This window comes from Streptomyces sp. NPDC026673, assembly GCF_040638135.1.
In the GTDB taxonomy this organism is placed as follows: Bacteria; Actinomycetota; Actinomycetes; order Streptomycetales; family Streptomycetaceae; genus Actinacidiphila.
Window position 1 is genome coordinate 13,153 of sequence record NZ_JBEZXR010000039.1, and the last position, 17,630, is coordinate 30,782.

A 17,630-nucleotide genomic window follows, 5' to 3' on the forward strand; every position below is an offset into this window, starting at 1 on the left:
CCGGCTGCGCGGCGCTACTTGGCGCTGGGGTGGACGGTGCCGGGAGGCGTCTCGCCGCGGAGCTCGTCCAGGAACACGCCGAAGTTCCCCTCCGACCAGTGCTCGACGGACTGGCCGTGTATGACGCGGTCGATGGAGATGCCGCTGAGCTGGACGTCGCGGCCGGAGGCGGGGATGCCGAAGACCGTCCCGGTGTGGCGGCCGGCGAAGCTCCACCGGGTGACGACCTTGTCGCCCTCCACGATCTGGTCCAGGACGGTCATCTTGAAACCGGTCAGCCCGGCCTTGATGTCGAGGTCGCCCTTGATCCAGTCCGCACGGTTCTCCGGGCCGTTGAAGCCGTGGAGCACCAGGTCCTTGGAGATGTAGCGGTCGAAGCCGGCGGCCAGGTCGCCGTTGTAACTGGCGTAGAACGCCGAGGTGACCTGCAGCGGCGACGGGTAGTGGTGGTGGGCCGCGTGGCCGGAGGACACGATGCGCGGTTCCGGGCTCTGCGCCGCGGCCGGGACGGCCACGGCGCCCAGGGCGACGGCGACGGCGAGGCCGGTCATGACGCCGATCACCTTCTTGCGTCCGGACGACGCGGGCGCGGTGGCCTGGGTGGATGCGGCCTCACGGGTCTTGTCGAAGAACACGGGGCACTCCTGGGGTAAGGACTGGACCGGTACCTTGCGGCGCCTGGTCGTTGACGTGTCAAGCATCTTCCTTTTTGATTGACGCGTCAAGCACTTCTTTGTGGAAGCGGCGTGGGCGGTGTCGTGTGGCCGGCGTCTGGAGTCCGGCGCCCGGCGCCGAGGGCTCGGGTCGCCCGGACCGCGGCGGCGTCCGGCGGAGTCGTCCGGCGGTGTCGTCCGGCGGCCCATGAGGTGGCCGGGATCGGGTCGCGTGGGGGAGGGCGCGTCGAGCCTCGATGGTTCCCCGGCTCGGGGGCACGGCCTCGATTCCCGTTCCGCGATGCCTGCCAGGGGCGGATTCCGGGCGAGGGCCCGGGGCGTATGTCCCGTCCGGACCTCCCGCCGGGTGGGAGCGGGATCAGTCGAGCCAGACGATGACCGCGTCTCCCTCTCGGGCCGCGGCCTCGAAGAACAGGGTCAGCCCCGCGTAGTGGTCGCGTCCCCACTCCAGCGAGTCCGGGGTGTCCCATCCCAGGGGGTACACCTCGGCCTGGTTCAGCTCCTGGGGATCGACGCCGACGAGCAGTCGGTCGTACGTCGTGCGGGCGAGGGCCTCGGCTCCCCGGCGAACGCGCTCCGCGGGCAGATACCGTGGCGGGCCGTACCCCCAGTCCTCGGTCTCGGCGAACCCCTCCTCGCCGTGGACGACATCGACGGGGAAGCCGGCGCGCCGCAGGCGGAAGCCCAGCAAGTCCCACGTCTTGTCGGTGCTGAAATGGCGGGCCTCGGCGGGTGGTGGATCGGACTCCTCCTGAGCGTCTTCCGTCTCCTCGATGAAGTCGAACGCCCAGTCGGGGTCCTGGATGGCGCGGGCCAGCTGGGCCGCGGTGACGCGGAAGTACTCGCCGATCATGCTCATGGCCGGATGTCAGGCGTTGCCTCCGACAGCGAACGGGCGTGGCTGACGCCCCTGCGGCCGGTTGCCTGTTGGGCAGGAGCCAGGGAACCGCCCGGCCGCAGGCGACTCTGCCGAGGACTGCGCCGACCGCTCGGCAGAGTGCGGCGCCACGATGGCACGGCACACACGTGGCGTTGCGCGTTCCGGCCCGCGTCTTCCGGATCGAGAGGTTCCGGCGCACCGGCAGCTCTGTTTCCTCAGACTGTGTGCATGGCGATGCAGAGCGGGCCCTTCGACAGCGTGCCTCTGGCGACACTGTTTCCCCAGTCCGAGTCCGCGGACCACATACGCATGCGACACGCGGCCGCAGTCCTCGACGCCGAACGGTCGACGGGGGACGAGCCGAGGTGGGATTGGTTTCCCCAGCACATCATCTGGCCCGGAGGAGACGTCCGCGGCGTGCCCCAGATCCTGTCCACGGCGGTCTCCCTCTACGACAAGGACTCCGACTGGCTGGAGCTTGAGCTCGATGTCGAATGGACCGGCGAAGGCTTGCTGAACGTCTGCACCGCTGTGAGCGTGGCCTGCTGGTGCGCCAAGGATCACAACACCCACTACGTCAACGACCGCGATCTGGCCGTTGACGACCGCACGTCGCTGGGTTCCGCGTTCGAAGCAGGGGTCGGCCAACTGATCGAGTTGCTGGCAGGTCCAAGGGACCCGGAAGTCTGGAGACTCCGCTCGGGGCTTCCCCCGCGCTCGGCGCCCTGATCACGGCTTGCCGGGTGCCCGCGCGAGGGGTCCATGGCCCGGTTGCCTGAATGCGACGGTCGTCTGCTTCGGCTTGCCGTGTGAGAAACCTCGTCAGGCCGAATGCGGGGGTGGACAGTTCTGGGGCGCGGGTCCTGGTCGCGGCCGGCGGGGGACGTGATGGCCTTCGGGACCCCGGACCGCCTGGCGGGCTCGGCCGGTCTTATCTCGGCTCCACGGGGCTGAGGACGCGTCCGCGGCAACCCGCACCGGCCCGGGGCCAACACCGCGACCCGCAAAGGGTTTTCCATCTCTCGACACAGATCGGCATCCGCAGTCGAGACGCATCATGCCGCTTCCACGAGCGAAGATACGCGGAGGGCAAACGTCACACGCAAGCCGTCCTGGCACGCGCACGGACGCCGCGGCCGCGCAGGCCCCCGTGACCGACAACCAGATGGGAAGATTCCGGCAAGGTGCAAGGTCAGCCATGCTGACAGCCTGGCCGTGACATGGTGGCGAGGTCGGCCATATCGCCATGGGCGGCCGTCTCACTTCCCGTCTCATTCGGCCCTGTTCACGGCCGTTCAAGCGAGACCCGAAGCCGTCCCCACACCGGTGGCGAGTCGCCCATGAACGCGAGTGAACACCCCTGTACTCAGCCCAAGATCCCATCGACACAGTTGGAAAGCATGCACGTGAGTCAGCCGCCCGCACGATGGCATTGACGGCAGCGCTGAGGGAAACGCGGGCGAACAGGTGAGATGACACATCAACTTTTCGGAGGCATTGGATGACGATCAGGGGGCTCGAGGTGCAGTTTCGGCCTGAGCACATCAAAACTCCCGCTCTACTCGCCAGTGCGAATGACGTGGATTCGTTCATCGACGCCTTGCTGAATGGGCGACATGATCGTAGTTGCGCCGTGGTCTATTCGCTTGATCGCCCTACGCTGCCATCGGGGTATTGGGATCACGAGTTGGCGGTTGGGGTGGACAGGGTTGCCCAGGTGGGTGCACTGACCCTCGCGGATGACGGCAATTTTGTATCGAAAGGCTCGATAGATCGCGGAATAGTAGAATATATGCTCCTCGGGCACGTTCGGGAGTTTATGGCGGGCTCGGAAATTCCCATCGAGCTTGTTCGTCGGGCGGTGAAGGAATTTCTCGGCAGTGGTGGCCGTATTCCAGCCTGCATCGAATGGCAAGAGGAAGAGTTCTAAGTTTCCCGCTAAAGCAGTGCCCCTGGTCTGCCGCCTCGTGCAGTCGGCCATCGCAGGCCCCCATTCGGAAGCGCCGACCCTTACGGGGCTTTGTCGGATATCTTGTGCAGAAGATCTCCATATTCCGAGTGTCCACGTACATATCGGCAATTCCCGCTCTTCGAGTCGACGACGACTCCGGGGCTACCGCCGAACCTTGGCCTTCCGTTCGAAGCCGGCGGATTCACGGTGATCTGGAACAGGTAGAGGCCGGAGCTCGAAATCCCTCGAAAGAGAAATCCCCATTTCAATCCATCGCTTTTGGGGAAATTGTGAGATCCGAATTCATGTGCCGCCAGTGCGGCGGCATCAAGTGTGATCATCGGGACACTCCTGTTGTCGAACCCCGCTCGGAGACGCCTTCGACGATAAAATATCGGAGCACGCCCAGGTGCGCTGGAGCACCCGAGCCATGGACGCTCGGGGCGGACCTCCTTACGCGTCTAGACCCGCACAACGCTTTCCACACTCGCCTCACCGAGCTGCGGACCAGCGCCCGGCAGAGGGCCAGGGAGCTCCCGGTCAGCGTGTGAAGGGCCGGTGCCGGCAAACAGCTCTGACATCCCCAGGTGACATCAACGGCACTGGACAACCGCGAACGAAGCCGACCGAAGATGCTATTCGCATCGCTCGGTAGCCCTACCTCCGGCCGGATCACGATGCGAGCGCGCGAACTTACCAGTCAAGGATCAGCAACGAAGCGGAACTTAAGCCTGCCTCGGGGCCTGACGCTGTCTGCTCGCGCCGATGGGAACGGTCGGGTGCGGCGCCGACGGGATTCGAACCCGCGCGCTAGGTAGGGCAAGGACCGCCCGGACCCGCACTGGAGCGTCGTAGGAGGGACCTTCCCCTACGACGATCGCAATCGACCGCTCTGCCACGGCGCCGCAACCTACGGGACCGCGCGATCCCGCTTCGGCGAGCGTAGAGGCAGTCTCGTGCAAGGGGCGACCACATTATTCGCGGATGCCGGCCCGGCTCAGAGAACGCGAAGGTGCGATCCTCGCTGAGGGTCGCGCAGGACTTGTTCCGTGCCACAGCCGTGCCACATCGGGCGGTCAGCCACGGTCAACGACGGGACGCCGCGGTCGCGATGACTGGCTGAGCTGCGGACTCTCCAAAGCCGGTATGACCTGCGCACCCTCGACGGCCCTGACCATCAGGCCTACAAGGCAGTGGTTTCCAAGCCTTACTGTGAACAATGCTCCGCGAACGCTGACTCTCGAGGGGTCCAGGAAAGTTGACCCCGCTCCTGCAGCACGGCCTTGTGGGAACCGCTCGGGATAGTGTTCAGCCGTGAGTCTGGAACAGTTGCGTGGCCACTTCTACTGGTTGACGTCGCTCGTCCTTCGGACCGATCTGCAGCCCAGCGAGGCTCGCATCGAGCTGAGTTCGGAGAGCGCAGGTGCGACCTTGCGCCTTGTGGGCATCGTTCATGCGAAAGCCTGCCTGGCCGACCCGGATGGCGGCTTCGTGGCCGAGGTTGTCGTGCGGAAACTGCCTCAATACGGCCCCTGGCCGGCCGAGGCCCGTCATCTCCTGCATCACCACAGCAACCGCTCCGTGTTGCAGTGGCTGACCATCACCGGTCCGAGCGAGGAGGTGGAGATCCTCGCTGAGGAGTTCAGTGACGAGTAGGGATCAGTCCCGTCTGGCGCGGTCCTTCGCCGGGATCCCAGGGAGCCCCGGTGCCGAAGCTCCGCAGTCGGTCACGGGCACTTGGGGTTGCCAGTGCTTCACGGCCCCTGACGGCGGAAGATGACGGCAACAGAGCCGTACGCACGTGGACCCTGGCGGTATCAGGAGACCTGCCTTGTGCCCTCGTAGTTGCAGCGCGGCAGCGCGCACGTAACTGTGAACGAACTCCTAAAGCGGGTGTCGCCCTGCAAGTTGAACACCGCCGCCGGGCCGTCCCTGGGCCGTGGAAGGTGGACCAGCGTGACCAACGTCGACAACCAGTGACGGCATCAGCGCTGGTCAGCGGGCCGTTCCGTCCGGAGCCGCAGCTCAGCCAGGCAGCTGCTCAGTAGACCGATATGTGCACATGGTCGAAGTGGTTCTGCGTGATCGACCCGCGGTCCTCCATCAGCTTCCAGCCCTGCTGCGGAAGTCGGCTCGACCAAATGTGCTGCTCGTAAATGACGTACCAAATGCCGTATTCGTCCGCATGTTCCCGCACCCATGCCACGATGGCCTCGCCCAAGGCGTCGGCCTTGGGCGAGGCCTTCTCGCCGGCGGGCATGAGCATGAAGTCGCAGGCGCGGCCCAGGGGGTGTTCGCCGCCGCCGGCGATGCCGCCCTCCTCGCGGTAGCAGCCGGGGGCGCCGGCGAGGCCGCGGGGGCCGAACTCCTTGACGACGGCGTCGCGTACGGTCTCCATGCGGGCGGTGATGTGCTGTGGCCCCCTGGGCTGCTGCTTCGGCCAGTTCGCCGCACGGACCTGCGCGGAGAGCGTGGGCCACGCGATGGCGGCCAGCACGAGGCCGCCGATCAGCAGCAGCCCGAATATGGTGCGCCGCCTGCCGCGGCGCGCGGTGTCCCGCCCCCTGGTGGTGTTCATCGGAAGCCAGAACGCGCGGCCGTGGCCGGAAGTGCCCGGTGGAACGCGGGTCGACCGTGACGTGAATATCACGTCCCACCCGGGTCCGTGCCCGGGCGGGCGAGCGTACGCTCCTGGGTTGACCCGGCAGACACCGACCAGCCCAGGAGGCACGGCACCGATGGCCACAGGCATGACGACGGACGAAGAGCGCGGCGAGCGGATCCTCGAGGTCTTCGGCACCGCGTTCGGGGATCTGCTGGCCGCCGATCCGGCCGCGTTCCGGGTCAAGTTCCGCAAGATGGCGGCCTCGGCTTTCGCCTTCTACCGGGGCACCGCCTGCCTCTACTACGCCGATCTGGCCGACGCCAAGGACGACGGCTCGTTCCTGGACGAGCGCACCTCCCGGGTGTGGATCCACGGCGACCTGCACGCCGAGAACTTCGGCACCTACCTGGACGCCAACGGCCGCCTGATCTTCAACGTCAACGACTTCGACGAGGCCTACGTCGGCCCCTTCACCTGGGACCTGCAGCGCTTCGCCGCCTCCATAGCGCTGATCGGCTACAGCAAGGCGCTGGCCGACGACGTGATCTCCGGCCTGGTGCGCACCTACGCCACCGCCTACCGCGAGCGCATCCGCGCGCTCGCCCAGGGCGAGGCCGTCCCCCCGCTCACCCTGGACACCGCCGGGGGCCCGCTGCTGGACGCGCTGCGGCACGCCCGCTCGGAGACCCGCGTCGGCCTGCTGGACTCGATGACCGAGATCCGCGCCTGGGACCGCCGCTTCACCGGGGGCGGTGGCGCCGTCGAGCTGGACGCGGCCACCCGGGAGAAGGTGCTGCGCGCCTTCGAGGGGTACCTGGACACGCTTCCGGAGACCAGCCGCATCAATCCGGACAGCCACCGGGTCAAGGACATCGTGGGCCGCCGCGGCGTGGGCATCGGCAGCGCGGGCCTGCCCTCGTACAACATCCTCCTGGAGGGGCACACCGACGCCCTGGAGAACGACGTCGTCATCTACATGAAGCAGGGGCAGACCCCGGCGGTCTCCCGGCACATCACCGATCCCGCGGTGCGCGGCTACTTCCGCCACGAAGGCCACCGCACCGTGATCTCGCAGCGCGCGCTGCAGGCGCACGCCGACCCGTACCTGGGCTGGACCGAGCTGGACGGGGTCGGCCAGCTGGTCGCCGAGGTGTCGCCGTACGCGGTGGACCTGGACTGGTCGGACATCGACGACCAGGAGCAGATAGAGGCCGTCGTCGCGGACCTCGGCCGCGCCACGGCCGGCATGCACGCGGCGGCGGACGACGAGAGCGGGCACTCCCTGGTGCCGTTCTCCACGGAGGACGCCATCGACGCGGCCATCGCGCGGGACGAGGAGGGCTTCGCCGACATGCTGGTGGAGTTCGCCCACTCCTACGGGGCCAGGGCGCGTGCCGACCACCAGATCTTCGTGGACCTGTTCCGCAACGGCCGGTTCCCCGGGCTCTGACCGGGGCGCCGGTCGCGGCGGTCGTTCCCGGGTTTAGGCACTGCTTACACACCGGCATGGCACACTCTGCGCCATGGAAGGGAACGGACGGCTGAGGGCACTGCGCGCGGGATGCTTCGCCGCGCTGTGCGTCACGCTGTCCGCGACCGCCCACATCATGCTCTCGCGGGAGCCCCTGCCGCTGACGACCACGGCGGGGGCCTTCGCGGCCGTCTTCGCGGTCGCGTACGCGCTCGGCCGCCGCGAGCGCGGCTACTGGCTGATCGCCGGGCTGCTCGTCCCGCTGGAACTCGCCGTCGACACGCTGTTCACCGCCGGCCAGCACACCTGCTACGGGCCCGGCGGCGGGCCCGTCACCGGCTCGTGGCGCTCGATCAACGAGGCGCTGGTCTGCCACGGCGACGTCGGCGGCGCGCTCACCACGGCGCCGGGGGTGTCCGGCCCCACGACCTCGCCGTGGCTGCTGCTCCTGGCGCACGTCTGCGTCGGCCTGGTCGCCGCCGGGTGGCTGCGAGGCGGAGAGGACGCCCTGCACCGCCTGCTGCGCGCCGCCTTCCGGCCGCTGCTCGTCGCGGTGGCGGCCTTCAGGGCCGCCGAGCCGCGCGGCGCCGCCGGCCGCCGTCCGGCCGGCCCCCTGGCGGCGGTCCCGGCGCTGCCCCTGCTCCTGCACTCCGTCGTACGGCGAGGGCCGCCCGCCCGCCTCGGCTTCCGCTGAGCAGGGCGCACCACCCCTCACCCACGTACGCACGAGTCGGAGATCACACCACCATGAGCAAGCGAAACAGCCAGGCCGCCAAGTCCGCCGCCCGCGAGCGGCTGCGCGTCGAGCGCGAGCGCCAGGCGAAGCGGGACAAGCTGCGGCGGCAGCTCGTCGTCGGCGGCAGCGTCCTGGGCGTGCTGGCCCTCGGCGCCGGGATAGCCGTGGCCGTCGTCAAGATGAACGCGCCCACCTACTGGGAGAAGGCGGCGGACAAGCCGCTGGTGAAGCCGGCCAACTCCTCGGGCAAGAACGGCACCTCGATCGTCATCGGCGACGAGAACGCCAAGCACACGCTGAAGGTGTACGAGGACCTGCGCTGCCCGGTCTGCGCGCAGTTCGAGCAGACCTCCGGCGAGACCGTCCAGAAGGACGCCAAGGACGGCAAGTACAAGATCTCGTACACCATGGGTGCCTTCCTCGACGACCGTCTCGCCCAGGGGCAGGGCTCGAAGAAGGCGCTGAGCGCGCTGGGCGCCGCGCTGAACGTCAGCAAGGACGCGTTCGTCCAGTACCACACGCTGCTCTACTCCAAGGACGTCCACCCCGAGGAGACCAAGGACGACTTCGGCAGCGCCGACAAGCTGATCGAGCTGGCGCAGAAGGTCGACGCGCTCAAGGGCAACAAGACCTTCGAGAACGCGGTCCGCAACGGCACCTACGACAAGTGGGCGCTGACCATGGACAAGCAGTTCACCGCCGACGGCATCAGCGCGACGCCGACCGTGAAGCTCGACGACAAGCCCATCGACAACGTGCAGGCGATGACCGCCGACCAGTTCACCGCAGCGGTCGACCAGATCATCGGCAAGGGATAGCACTGGCCCTCGGCCCGCCTCGCCCTCCGGTCCCCGGCGTCCTGCCGGGGACCGGAGGGCGAAGTCGTTCCGAACTCTTGTGCATTCGGTCCCGGAAAGGGGTTACCGGCGCGTAATCTGACGCCCCGTGACCGATACCTCTGCACCCTCACAGACCCCATCGAGAACACCGAGCCGCCGCGCGGTCGTCAAGGCCGGCGCCGTCGTGACCGGCGCCGCGCTCATACCGCTGGCCGGCACCGCCGCCCCCGCGTCCGCCGCCGCGGCCCCCGTCTTCCTGCACGGTGTGGCCTCCGGCGACCCGCTGCCCGACGGCGTCCTGCTGTGGACCCGGGTGACGCCCGCCCCCGAGGCCGTCCCGGGTTCCGGGCTCGGCCCCGCGACCGAGGTGGGCTGGGCCGTCGCCAGGGACAAGGCGTTCACCTCCGTCGTGGCGACCGGCACGGCGACCGCGACCGCGGACGCCGACCACACCGTCAAGGCCGATGTGCGCGGCCTGCAGCCCGCCACCGACTACTGGTACCGCTTCACCGCCGGCGGTGTGACCTCGCCGGCCGGCCGTACCCGCACCGCGCCCGCCGAGAACGCCACCGCCGACCGGCTGCGCTTCGGGGTGGTCTCCTGCGCCAACTGGGAGGCCGGGTACTTCGCCTCGTACCGGCACCTGGCCGCGCGCGGCGACCTGGACGCCTGGCTGCACCTGGGCGACTACCTCTACGAGTACGCCTCCGGCGGCTACGCGGCCCGCGGCACCGTGGTCCGCCCGCACGCGCCCGCCCACGAGATCGTCACGCTCGCCGACTACCGCACCCGCCACGGCCGCTACAAGACCGACGCCGACCTGCAGGCGCTGCACGCCGCGGCCCCGGTCGTGGCGATCTGGGACGACCACGAGTTCGCCAACGACGCCTGGTCCGGCGGCGCCGAGAACCACACCGAGGGCGCGGAGGGCGCCTGGGCGGCCCGCGTGGCCGCCGCCAAGCAGGCCTACTTCGAGTGGATGCCGGTACGCCCCTCGATCGCCGGCACCACCTACCGGCGCCTGCGCTTCGGCAGGCTGGCCGACCTGTCCCTGCTGGACCTGCGCTCCTTCCGCTCGCGGCAGGCCGCGATCGGCAGCGGCTCGGTGGACGACCCGGACCGCACGCTCACCGGCCGGGCCCAACTGGACTGGCTGAAGGCCGGCCTGAAGGCCTCGGACACCACCTGGCGGCTGATCGGCAACTCGGTGATGATCTCGCCGGTGGCCTTCGGCGCGCTGCCCGACCACCTGCTGGCGCCGCTGGCGAAGCTGCTCGGCCTGCCCGCCGAGGGCCTGGCGGTCAACGTCGACCAGTGGGACGGCTACACCGACGACCGCCGCGAACTCCTGGCCCATCTGCGGGACAACGCCATCGGGAACACCGTCTTCCTGACCGGGGACATCCACATGGCCTGGGCGAACGACGTACCGGTGAAGGCGGCCACCTATCCGCTCTCGGCCTCCGCCGCGACCGAGTTCGTGGTCACCTCGGTCACCTCCGACAACCTGGACGACATCCTCAAGGTCGCCCCGAACACGGTCTCCACGGTCGCGGAGGCCGCGATCCAGGCCGCCAACCGCCATGTGAAGTGGCTGGACATGGACTCCCACGGCTACGGCGTACTGGACGTCACCGGCGAGCGGGCGCAGATGGACTACTACGCGCTCTCCGACCGGACCGACCCGAACACCGGTTCCACCTGGGAGCGTTCGTACCGCACCCGGTCCGGCACGCAGAAGGTCGAGCGGGTCTACTCGCCGGTACGCTGAGCCTCCGATCGTCGATTTCCGGCCAACCCCCCGCGCCGTGCGGGGGCAGGTCGGCGCGGGGCGGGCGGTGGGGTGTCCCGGGTCCGAATCCGGACACACCGCCCGCTCCGTGTTTCGAGGGTGTTGCCCCGGCGGGCGCGGACCCTCAAGGGTCCTTCGTTGTCTAGGGATTACCCTCTGTCCGGCAATGGGCCGGAAGAGGGCTGCACCGGTTCTGGCATGGACACATAACCTCCGGGCGGCGAGGAGGAAATTCCTCCCGTACGTCCCACGAGGAGTGCCCCCACATGTCACGCACCCCCCGTTCCCGCCGTCTCGTCGGTCTCGCCGCCGTGGCCGGAACCCTGGCCCTGCTTCCCCTCACCGGCGCGACGGCCACCGTGAGCAGCGCCTCCGCGCACGCGAGAACCCCCGCCGAGCAGTGCGCGGACAGCGGCGACGCCGCGGCCCGCAAGATGAAGGGCTCCACCGCCCACGAGCCCAACGCCATCAGCGACGCCACCGCCAAGGCGATGGACGCGGACCTGAAGAAGCGCGTGGCGAAGATCAAGGCCGAGAGCAAGGGCTCCCGGGCCGCCGCTGCCGCCGCCGCGACGACGACCATCCCGGTCTACTGGCACGTCATCCACAGCGGCAGCACCGGCAAGCTCAGCGCCGCCGCCATCGCCGGCCAGATATCCGTGCTCAACGCGGCCTACGCCGGCCAGGGCACCGGCAACGTCGACTCCGGCTTCCAGTTCTCGCTGGTCGCGACGGACTACACCGACAAGGCCGCCTGGTACAACCTGACCGAGGGCTCCTCGGCCGAGACCTTGATGAAGACCAGCCTCCGCAAGGGCGGCGCGAGCGCGCTGAACATCTACTCGGCCAACCTCCAGGACGACCTGCTCGGCTGGGCCACCTTCCCGAGCTGGTACGCCGGCAACCCCAAGGACGACGGCGTCGTCATCCTCGACGCGTCCGTCCCGGGCGGCTCCGCCACCAACTACAACCAGGGCGACACCGCCACCCACGAGGTCGGCCACTGGATGGGCCTGTACCACACCTTCCAGGGCGGCTGCGGCGCCAACGGCGACTACGTCTCCGACACGCCCGCCGAGAAGACCGCCGCCACCGCCTGCCCGACCGGCCGAGACACCTGCACGGCGAGCGGGGCGGACCCGATCCACAACTTCATGGACTACACCTACGACTCCTGCATGTACCAGTTCACCGCCGGCCAGGTGAGCCGTATGAAGAGCTCCTGGACCGCCTACCGGGCGAGCTGACGCTCACCGTCCGCGCCCGGCCGGACACGGGGCCGGCCGGTCGCGGACGCCCGGCCGCCCGCGGCCGGGCGCGCGGGGAATGGCATCGGCTGTCGGACCCCCGGCGTAGGATTCCAACGCCGCCAGATGACGACCGATGCCGGAGGTGTCGCTTCCCGTGACCACGCCGTTCACCCACCTGCATGTCCACACCCAGTACTCCCTCCTCGACGGAGCGGCGCGGCTCAAGGACATGTTCAAGGCCTGCGGTGAGATGGGCATGACGCATATCGCCATGACCGACCACGGCAACCTGCACGGGGCGTACGACTTCTTCCATCAGGCCAAGGGCGCCGGGATCACGCCGATCATCGGGATCGAGGCGTACGTGGCGCCGGAGTCCCGGCGGAACAAGCGGAAGGTCACCTGGGGCCAGCCGCACCAGAAGCGGGACGACGTCTCGGCCTCCGGTTCGTATCTGCACAAGACGATCTGGGCGGCGAACGCGACGGGTCTGCACAACCTCTTCCGGCTCTCCTCCGACGCCTACGCCGAGGGCTGGCTCACCAAGTACCCGCGCATGGACAAGGAGACCATCGCCCAGTGGTCGGAGGGCCTGATGGCCTCCACCGGCTGCCCCTCGGGCGAGGTGCAGACCAGGCTCCGCCTCGGCCAGTTCGACGAGGCGGTGAAGGCCGCCGCCGAGTACCAGGACATCTTCGGCAAGGAGCGGTACTTCCTGGAGCTGATGGACCACGGCATCGAGATCGAGCGCCGGGTCCGCGACGGGCTGCTGGAGATCGGCAAGAAGCTCGGCATCCCCCCGGTCGTCACCAACGACTCGCACTACACCTACGCGAGCGAGGCCGAGGCCCACGACGCGCTGCTGTGCATCCAGACCGGCAAGAACGTCTCCGACCCGGACCGCTTCCGCTTCGACGGCACCGGCTACTACCTGAAGACGACGGACGAGATGCTCGGCATCGACTCCTCCGACGCCTGGCAGGAGGGCTGCCGCAACACCACGCTGCTCGTCGCGCAGCAGGTGGACACCGACGGCATGTTCCAGGCGCGCAACCTGATGCCGCGCTTCGAGGTCCCCGAGGGGTACACCGAGATCACCTGGTTCCGCGAGGAGACCATGCGCGGCATGCAGCGCCGCTACCCCGGGGGCATCCCGGACGACCGGATGAAGCAGGTCGAGTACGAGATGGACACCATCATCCAGATGGGGTTCCCCGGCTACTTCCTCGTGGTCGCCGACTTCATCATGTGGGCCAAGAACAACGGCATCGCCGTCGGCCCCGGACGAGGCTCCGCGGCCGGTTCGATCGTCGCGTACGCCATGGGCATCACCGACCTCGACCCGATCGACCACGGCCTGATCTTCGAGCGCTTCCTCAACCCCGAGCGCATCTCCATGCCCGATGTCGACATCGACTTCGACGAGCGCCGGCGCGCCGAGGTGATCCGGTACGTCACGGAGAAGTACGGCGCCGACAAGGTCGCCATGATCGGCACCTACGGCACCATCAAGGCCAAGAACGCGATCAAGGACTCGGCCCGCGTCCTGGGCTACCCGTACGCGGTCGGCGACCGGCTCACCAAGGCGATGCCCGCCGACGTCCTCGGCAAGGGCATCCCGCTGAACGGCATCATCGATCCCACGCACCCGCGCTACGGCGAGGCGGGCGAGATCCGCGGGATGTACGAGAACGAGCCGGACGCCAAGAAGGTCATCGACCTCGCCCGCGGCGTCGAGGGCCTCGTCCGGCAGATGGGCGTGCACGCCGCCGGCGTGATCATGTCCAGCGAGCCGATCGTCGACCACGCCCCGGTCTGGGTGCGGCACTCCGACGGCGTCACCATCACGCAGTGGGACTATCCGAGCTGTGAGTCGCTCGGCCTGCTGAAGATGGACTTCCTGGGCCTGCGCAACCTGACGATCATGGACGACGCCGTCAAGCTGGTGAAGGCCAACAAGGGCGTCGACATCGAGCTGCTGGCCCTGCCCTTCGACGACCCCAAGACCTTCGAGCTGCTGGGCCGGGGCGACACCCTCGGCGTCTTCCAGTTCGACGGCGGCCCCATGCGCTCCCTGCTGCGCATGATGAAGCCCGACAACTTCGAGGACATCTCCGCCGTCTCGGCCCTCTACCGGCCGGGCCCGATGGGCATGAACTCGCACATCAACTACGCGCTGCGGAAGAACAAGCAGCAGGAGATCACCCCGATCCACGCGGAGCTCGAGGCGCCCCTCAAGGAGGTCCTCGACGTCACCTACGGCCTGATCGTGTACCAGGAGCAGGTGCAGAAGGCCGCGCAGATCATCGCCGGGTACTCCCTCGGCGAGGCCGACATCCTCCGCCGCGTCATGGGAAAGAAGAAGCCCGAGGAACTGGCGAAGAACTTCACCATCTTCCAGGAGGGCGCCCGGAAGAACGGCTACAGCGACGAGTCGATCCAGGCGCTCTGGGACGTCCTGGTGCCGTTCGCCGGCTACGCCTTCAACAAGGCGCACTCCGCCGCCTACGGCCTGGTCTCGTACTGGACCGCCTACCTCAAGGCCAACTACCCGGCCGAGTACATGGCGGCGCTGCTCACCTCGGTGCGCGACGACAAGGACAAGTCGGCGATCTACCTCAACGAGTGCCGCCGCATGGGCATCAAGGTGCTCCCGCCGAACGTGAACGAGTCGGACTCGAACTTCACCGCGCAGGGCGACGACGTCATCCTGTTCGGCCTCACCGCCGTCCGCAACGTCGGCCAGAACGTGGTCGAATCGATCATCCGCTGCCGCAAGGCCAAGGGGAAGTACACCTCCTTCCCCGACTTCCTGGACAAGGTCGAGGCGGTGGTCTGCAACAAGCGGACCGTCGAATCGCTCATCAAGGCCGGCGCGTACGACGAGATGGGGCACACCCGCAAGGGCCTCACCGAGCACTACGAGCCGATGATCGACAACGTGGTCGCGGTCAAGCGCAAGGAGGCCGAGGGGCAGTTCGACCTCTTCGGCGGCATGGGCGACGAGGCCGCGGGCGACGAGCCGGGCTTCGGCCTCGACGTCACGTTCTCCGACCTCGAGTGGGACAAGACGTACCTCCTCGCGCAGGAGCGCGAGATGCTCGGCCTGTACGTCTCCGACCACCCGCTCTTCGGCATCGAGCACGTCCTCAACGACAAGGCGGACGCGTCCGTCTCGGCCCTCGCGGGCGACTACTCGGACGGCTCGATCGTCACCATCGGCGGCATCATCTCCGGCCTTCAGCGCAAGATGACCAAGCAGGGCAACGCGTGGGCCATCGCCACCGTCGAGGACCTGGGCGGCTCCATCGACTGCATGTTCTTCCCGGCCACGTACCAGTTGATCTCGACCCAGCTCGTCGAGGACGCCGTCGTCTTCGTCAAGGGACGGCTCGACAAGCGCGAGGACGTCCCGCGCCTGGTGGCGATGGAGCTGATGGTCCCCGACCTCACGGACGCCGGGACGAACGCCCCGGTGACCATCTCCATCCCGACGGTCAAGGTGACCCCGCCGCTGGTCGCCCGCCTCGGCGAGGTCCTCGCCAGTCACAAGGGGAGCACCGAGGTCCGGGTGCGACTGCAGGGCGCCCGCAAGACGACGTTGCTGCGACTCGACCGGCACCGCGTCACTCCCGACCCGGCACTCTTCGGTGACCTCAAGGCCCTCCTGGGCCCCGCCTGTCTCGCCTCCGCACAGCAGCAGGCCGGCTGATCACCCTCCGTACCGGGGGCAGATGAACGTCGAGGGTGGCACCCCGTCCGGGGTGCCACCCTCGTTCATGAGCGACCGGCGCCCGCGCGCTAGTTGTGGCCGAACTTCTTCTGCCGCTTCTGCGACACGTGCGGTTCGGCGCCCGGGGCCGTCATCGCCATCTGCTCGCGTCCGGCAGCGCTCTTCGCGTGCTCTTCGGTGGTCGCGGCGCTGCGGTCATGGTGCTGGCCGGTACGTTCGCCCCGGTTCTTGTTCTTGCCCACGATTCCTCCTTGGGGGAAATCTCGGATGATGGGCCGCACTCAGGCTTGCACGGGAGTACGAAGCTCGCATTTCGGGCAGTTGCAGAGTGTGGCGCGCCGGTGATCGCGTAACCGGTCACAACGCCCCGGTGTTCGGGCAGACTCGGGGCAACAGTGTTACCGGGGGGACGGACGGCAGGACTTTCGGAGAAGAGGGTGAGACCGATGGACCGCTGCGTCGTCCTCGTGGACGCCGGTTACCTGCTCGGCGCCGCCGCGAGCCTCCTCGCCGGAGAGCCCTCCCGGTCCCGGATCACGGTCGACCACACCGAGATCGTCGCCGGTCTGCGGGAGCGCGCCGAGAAGGAGACGGGCCAGCCGCTGCTGCGGATCTACTGGTTCGACGGCGCCCCGGACCGCGTCCCCCAACCGGAGCACAGGAGGCTTCGGGTGATGCCCCGGGTGACCGTCCGCCTCGGCGCGCTGACCCGGACCGACGGCCGCTGGGCCCAGAAGGGCGTCGACGCGGCCATGCACGCCGAGCTCTCCGAGCTGGCCCGCAACCGCGCCTGCTCCGACGTCGTCCTGGTCACCGGCGACGGCGACCTGCTGCCCGGCATGATGTCGGCGAAGGAGCACGGCGTCGCCGTCCACCTGTGGGCCGTGCAGGCCGCCGACGGCGACTTCAACCAGTCCGAGGACCTGGTCGCCGAGGCCGACGAACGCCGCGTCCTGGACCGGGAGTGGATCACCAGGGCCATTCAGGTGCGCGAGCCCGCCGGCGTCTGCGCGCCGCTCACCCCGCGCCCCGAGATCGCCGCCATCCTCTCCGCGCCCCTGCCCGAGCCCGCCCAGGCGGCCAAGCCGCAGCCCGTGGCCGACCAGCCCGCGGAGCCCCCCGCCGCCACGCCCTCGCTCGTCACCGCGGAGCGGAACGGCGCCGGCCCGGTCACCGGAGCTCCCGCGGCCGCGGCCGGCAAAAGTGTGATGCCCACCCCCAAGGACGTCGCCGGCATCGTCCACCGCGGCCACTCCGCGCCGCACCCCTCGTCCCCGTCCGCCACCGGCGCCACCCTGCGCTGGTCCTCCGACCGGGGACTGGTCGGCGGCACCGAGTCCGCCGACCCGGGCCTGCCGACGCTGGCCCAGCTCACCAGCGCCGAACAGCGCTGGGCGGACCGCGAGGAGGACATCACCGCCGTCAGCGGCGACCCGTACGAGGTCGGCCAGGTCTTCGCCCGGCGCTGGATCGGCCGGCTCACCGAGACGTCCCATCTGCAATTGCTCTCCGCCGAGTACCCGCGGGTCCCGCACCGCATCGACGGTGAGCTGCTGCGCTACGCCGCCCGGTTCGGCCTGCTGGCCCACAAGGACGACCAGATCGACGAGCACGACCGCTACGCCATCCGGGCGGGCTTCTGGCGCGAGATCGACGCCCGCGCGGTCGTCGCGAGGGCCCCAGCGGGGGAGTGAGCGCG

General features: G+C 69.0%; 14 protein-coding genes and 1 tRNA gene. 10 read left to right on the forward strand and 5 right to left on the reverse strand.

Annotation, left to right across the window (positions count from 1 at the left end):
* Positions 1-14: 14 nt before the first annotated feature.
* Positions 15-635: an ester cyclase gene (locus AB0F62_RS24850; RefSeq protein WP_361803097.1), complete on the reverse strand. Its 621-nt coding sequence runs from the start codon at positions 633-635 to the stop codon at positions 15-17.
* A gap of 397 nt (positions 636-1,032) precedes the next feature.
* Positions 1,033-1,533, reverse strand: a complete 501-nt coding sequence (locus AB0F62_RS24855) for a YfbM family protein (RefSeq protein WP_361803100.1) — start codon at positions 1,531-1,533, stop codon at positions 1,033-1,035.
* 249 nt (positions 1,534-1,782) lie between these two features.
* On the opposite strand from AB0F62_RS24855, the gene AB0F62_RS24860 reads away from it, so the two are divergent.
* The gene (locus AB0F62_RS24860; RefSeq protein ID WP_361803103.1) at positions 1,783-2,283 is read left to right on the forward strand and encodes a hypothetical protein; all 501 of its coding nucleotides are present in this window, start codon (positions 1,783-1,785) and stop codon (positions 2,281-2,283) included.
* Between the two features lie 772 nt (positions 2,284-3,055).
* The gene (locus AB0F62_RS24865) at positions 3,056-3,484 is read left to right on the forward strand and encodes an Imm1 family immunity protein (protein ID WP_361803106.1); all 429 of its coding nucleotides are present in this window, start codon (positions 3,056-3,058) and stop codon (positions 3,482-3,484) included.
* Between the two features lie 803 nt (positions 3,485-4,287).
* Here AB0F62_RS24865 and AB0F62_RS24870 read toward each other — a convergent pair.
* Positions 4,288-4,410 (reverse strand) — tRNA-OTHER (locus AB0F62_RS24870).
* Positions 4,411-4,819: 409 nt separating this feature from the next.
* Here AB0F62_RS24870 and AB0F62_RS24875 point away from each other — a divergent pair.
* A complete protein-coding gene (locus AB0F62_RS24875) occupies positions 4,820-5,161 on the forward strand; it encodes a hypothetical protein (protein WP_361803109.1) in 342 nt (113 codons plus the stop codon).
* Positions 5,162-5,546: 385 nt separating this feature from the next.
* Here AB0F62_RS24875 and AB0F62_RS24880 read toward each other — a convergent pair whose 3' ends face one another.
* Positions 5,547-6,083, reverse strand: coding sequence for a hypothetical protein (locus AB0F62_RS24880; RefSeq protein ID WP_361803112.1), 537 nt, complete (start codon positions 6,081-6,083; stop codon positions 5,547-5,549).
* Between the two features lie 160 nt (positions 6,084-6,243).
* On the opposite strand from AB0F62_RS24880, the gene AB0F62_RS24885 reads away from it, so the two are divergent.
* The 6 genes from AB0F62_RS24885 (at position 6,244) to dnaE (ending at position 15,910) form a co-directional block, all read left to right on the forward strand.
* Positions 6,244-7,560, forward strand: coding sequence for a DUF2252 domain-containing protein (locus AB0F62_RS24885; RefSeq protein ID WP_361803115.1), 1,317 nt, complete (start codon positions 6,244-6,246; stop codon positions 7,558-7,560).
* A 73-nt stretch (positions 7,561-7,633) separates the two neighbouring features.
* Positions 7,634-8,275 carry a hypothetical protein gene (locus AB0F62_RS24890; RefSeq protein WP_361803118.1) on the forward strand — a complete coding sequence of 214 codons (642 nt, stop codon included), beginning with the start codon at positions 7,634-7,636 and terminating at the stop codon, positions 8,273-8,275.
* 53 nt (positions 8,276-8,328) lie between these two features.
* Positions 8,329-9,135, forward strand: coding sequence for a DsbA family protein (locus AB0F62_RS24895; RefSeq protein WP_361803121.1), 807 nt, complete (start codon positions 8,329-8,331; stop codon positions 9,133-9,135).
* 127 nt (positions 9,136-9,262) lie between these two features.
* Positions 9,263-10,927, forward strand: a complete 1,665-nt coding sequence (locus tag AB0F62_RS24900) for an alkaline phosphatase D family protein (protein WP_361803124.1) — start codon at positions 9,263-9,265, stop codon at positions 10,925-10,927.
* Between the two features lie 287 nt (positions 10,928-11,214).
* A complete protein-coding gene (locus AB0F62_RS24905; RefSeq protein ID WP_361803127.1) occupies positions 11,215-12,195 on the forward strand; it encodes a zinc metalloprotease in 981 nt (326 codons plus the stop codon).
* Positions 12,196-12,331: 136 nt separating this feature from the next.
* Positions 12,332-15,910 carry a DNA polymerase III subunit alpha gene (gene dnaE, locus AB0F62_RS24910; RefSeq protein ID WP_361803130.1) on the forward strand — a complete coding sequence of 1,193 codons (3,579 nt, stop codon included), beginning with the start codon at positions 12,332-12,334 and terminating at the stop codon, positions 15,908-15,910.
* An 89-nt stretch (positions 15,911-15,999) separates the two neighbouring features.
* On the opposite strand, the gene AB0F62_RS24915 is transcribed toward dnaE, so the two are convergent.
* Positions 16,000-16,173, reverse strand: a complete 174-nt coding sequence (locus tag AB0F62_RS24915) for a hypothetical protein (protein WP_361803133.1) — start codon at positions 16,171-16,173, stop codon at positions 16,000-16,002.
* A 204-nt stretch (positions 16,174-16,377) separates the two neighbouring features.
* On the opposite strand from AB0F62_RS24915, the gene AB0F62_RS24920 reads away from it, so the two are divergent.
* On the forward strand, positions 16,378-17,625 hold the full coding sequence (locus AB0F62_RS24920) for an NYN domain-containing protein (RefSeq protein WP_361803136.1): 1,248 nt from the start codon (positions 16,378-16,380) through the stop codon (positions 17,623-17,625).
* The last annotated feature ends 5 nt before the right edge of the window (positions 17,626-17,630 follow it).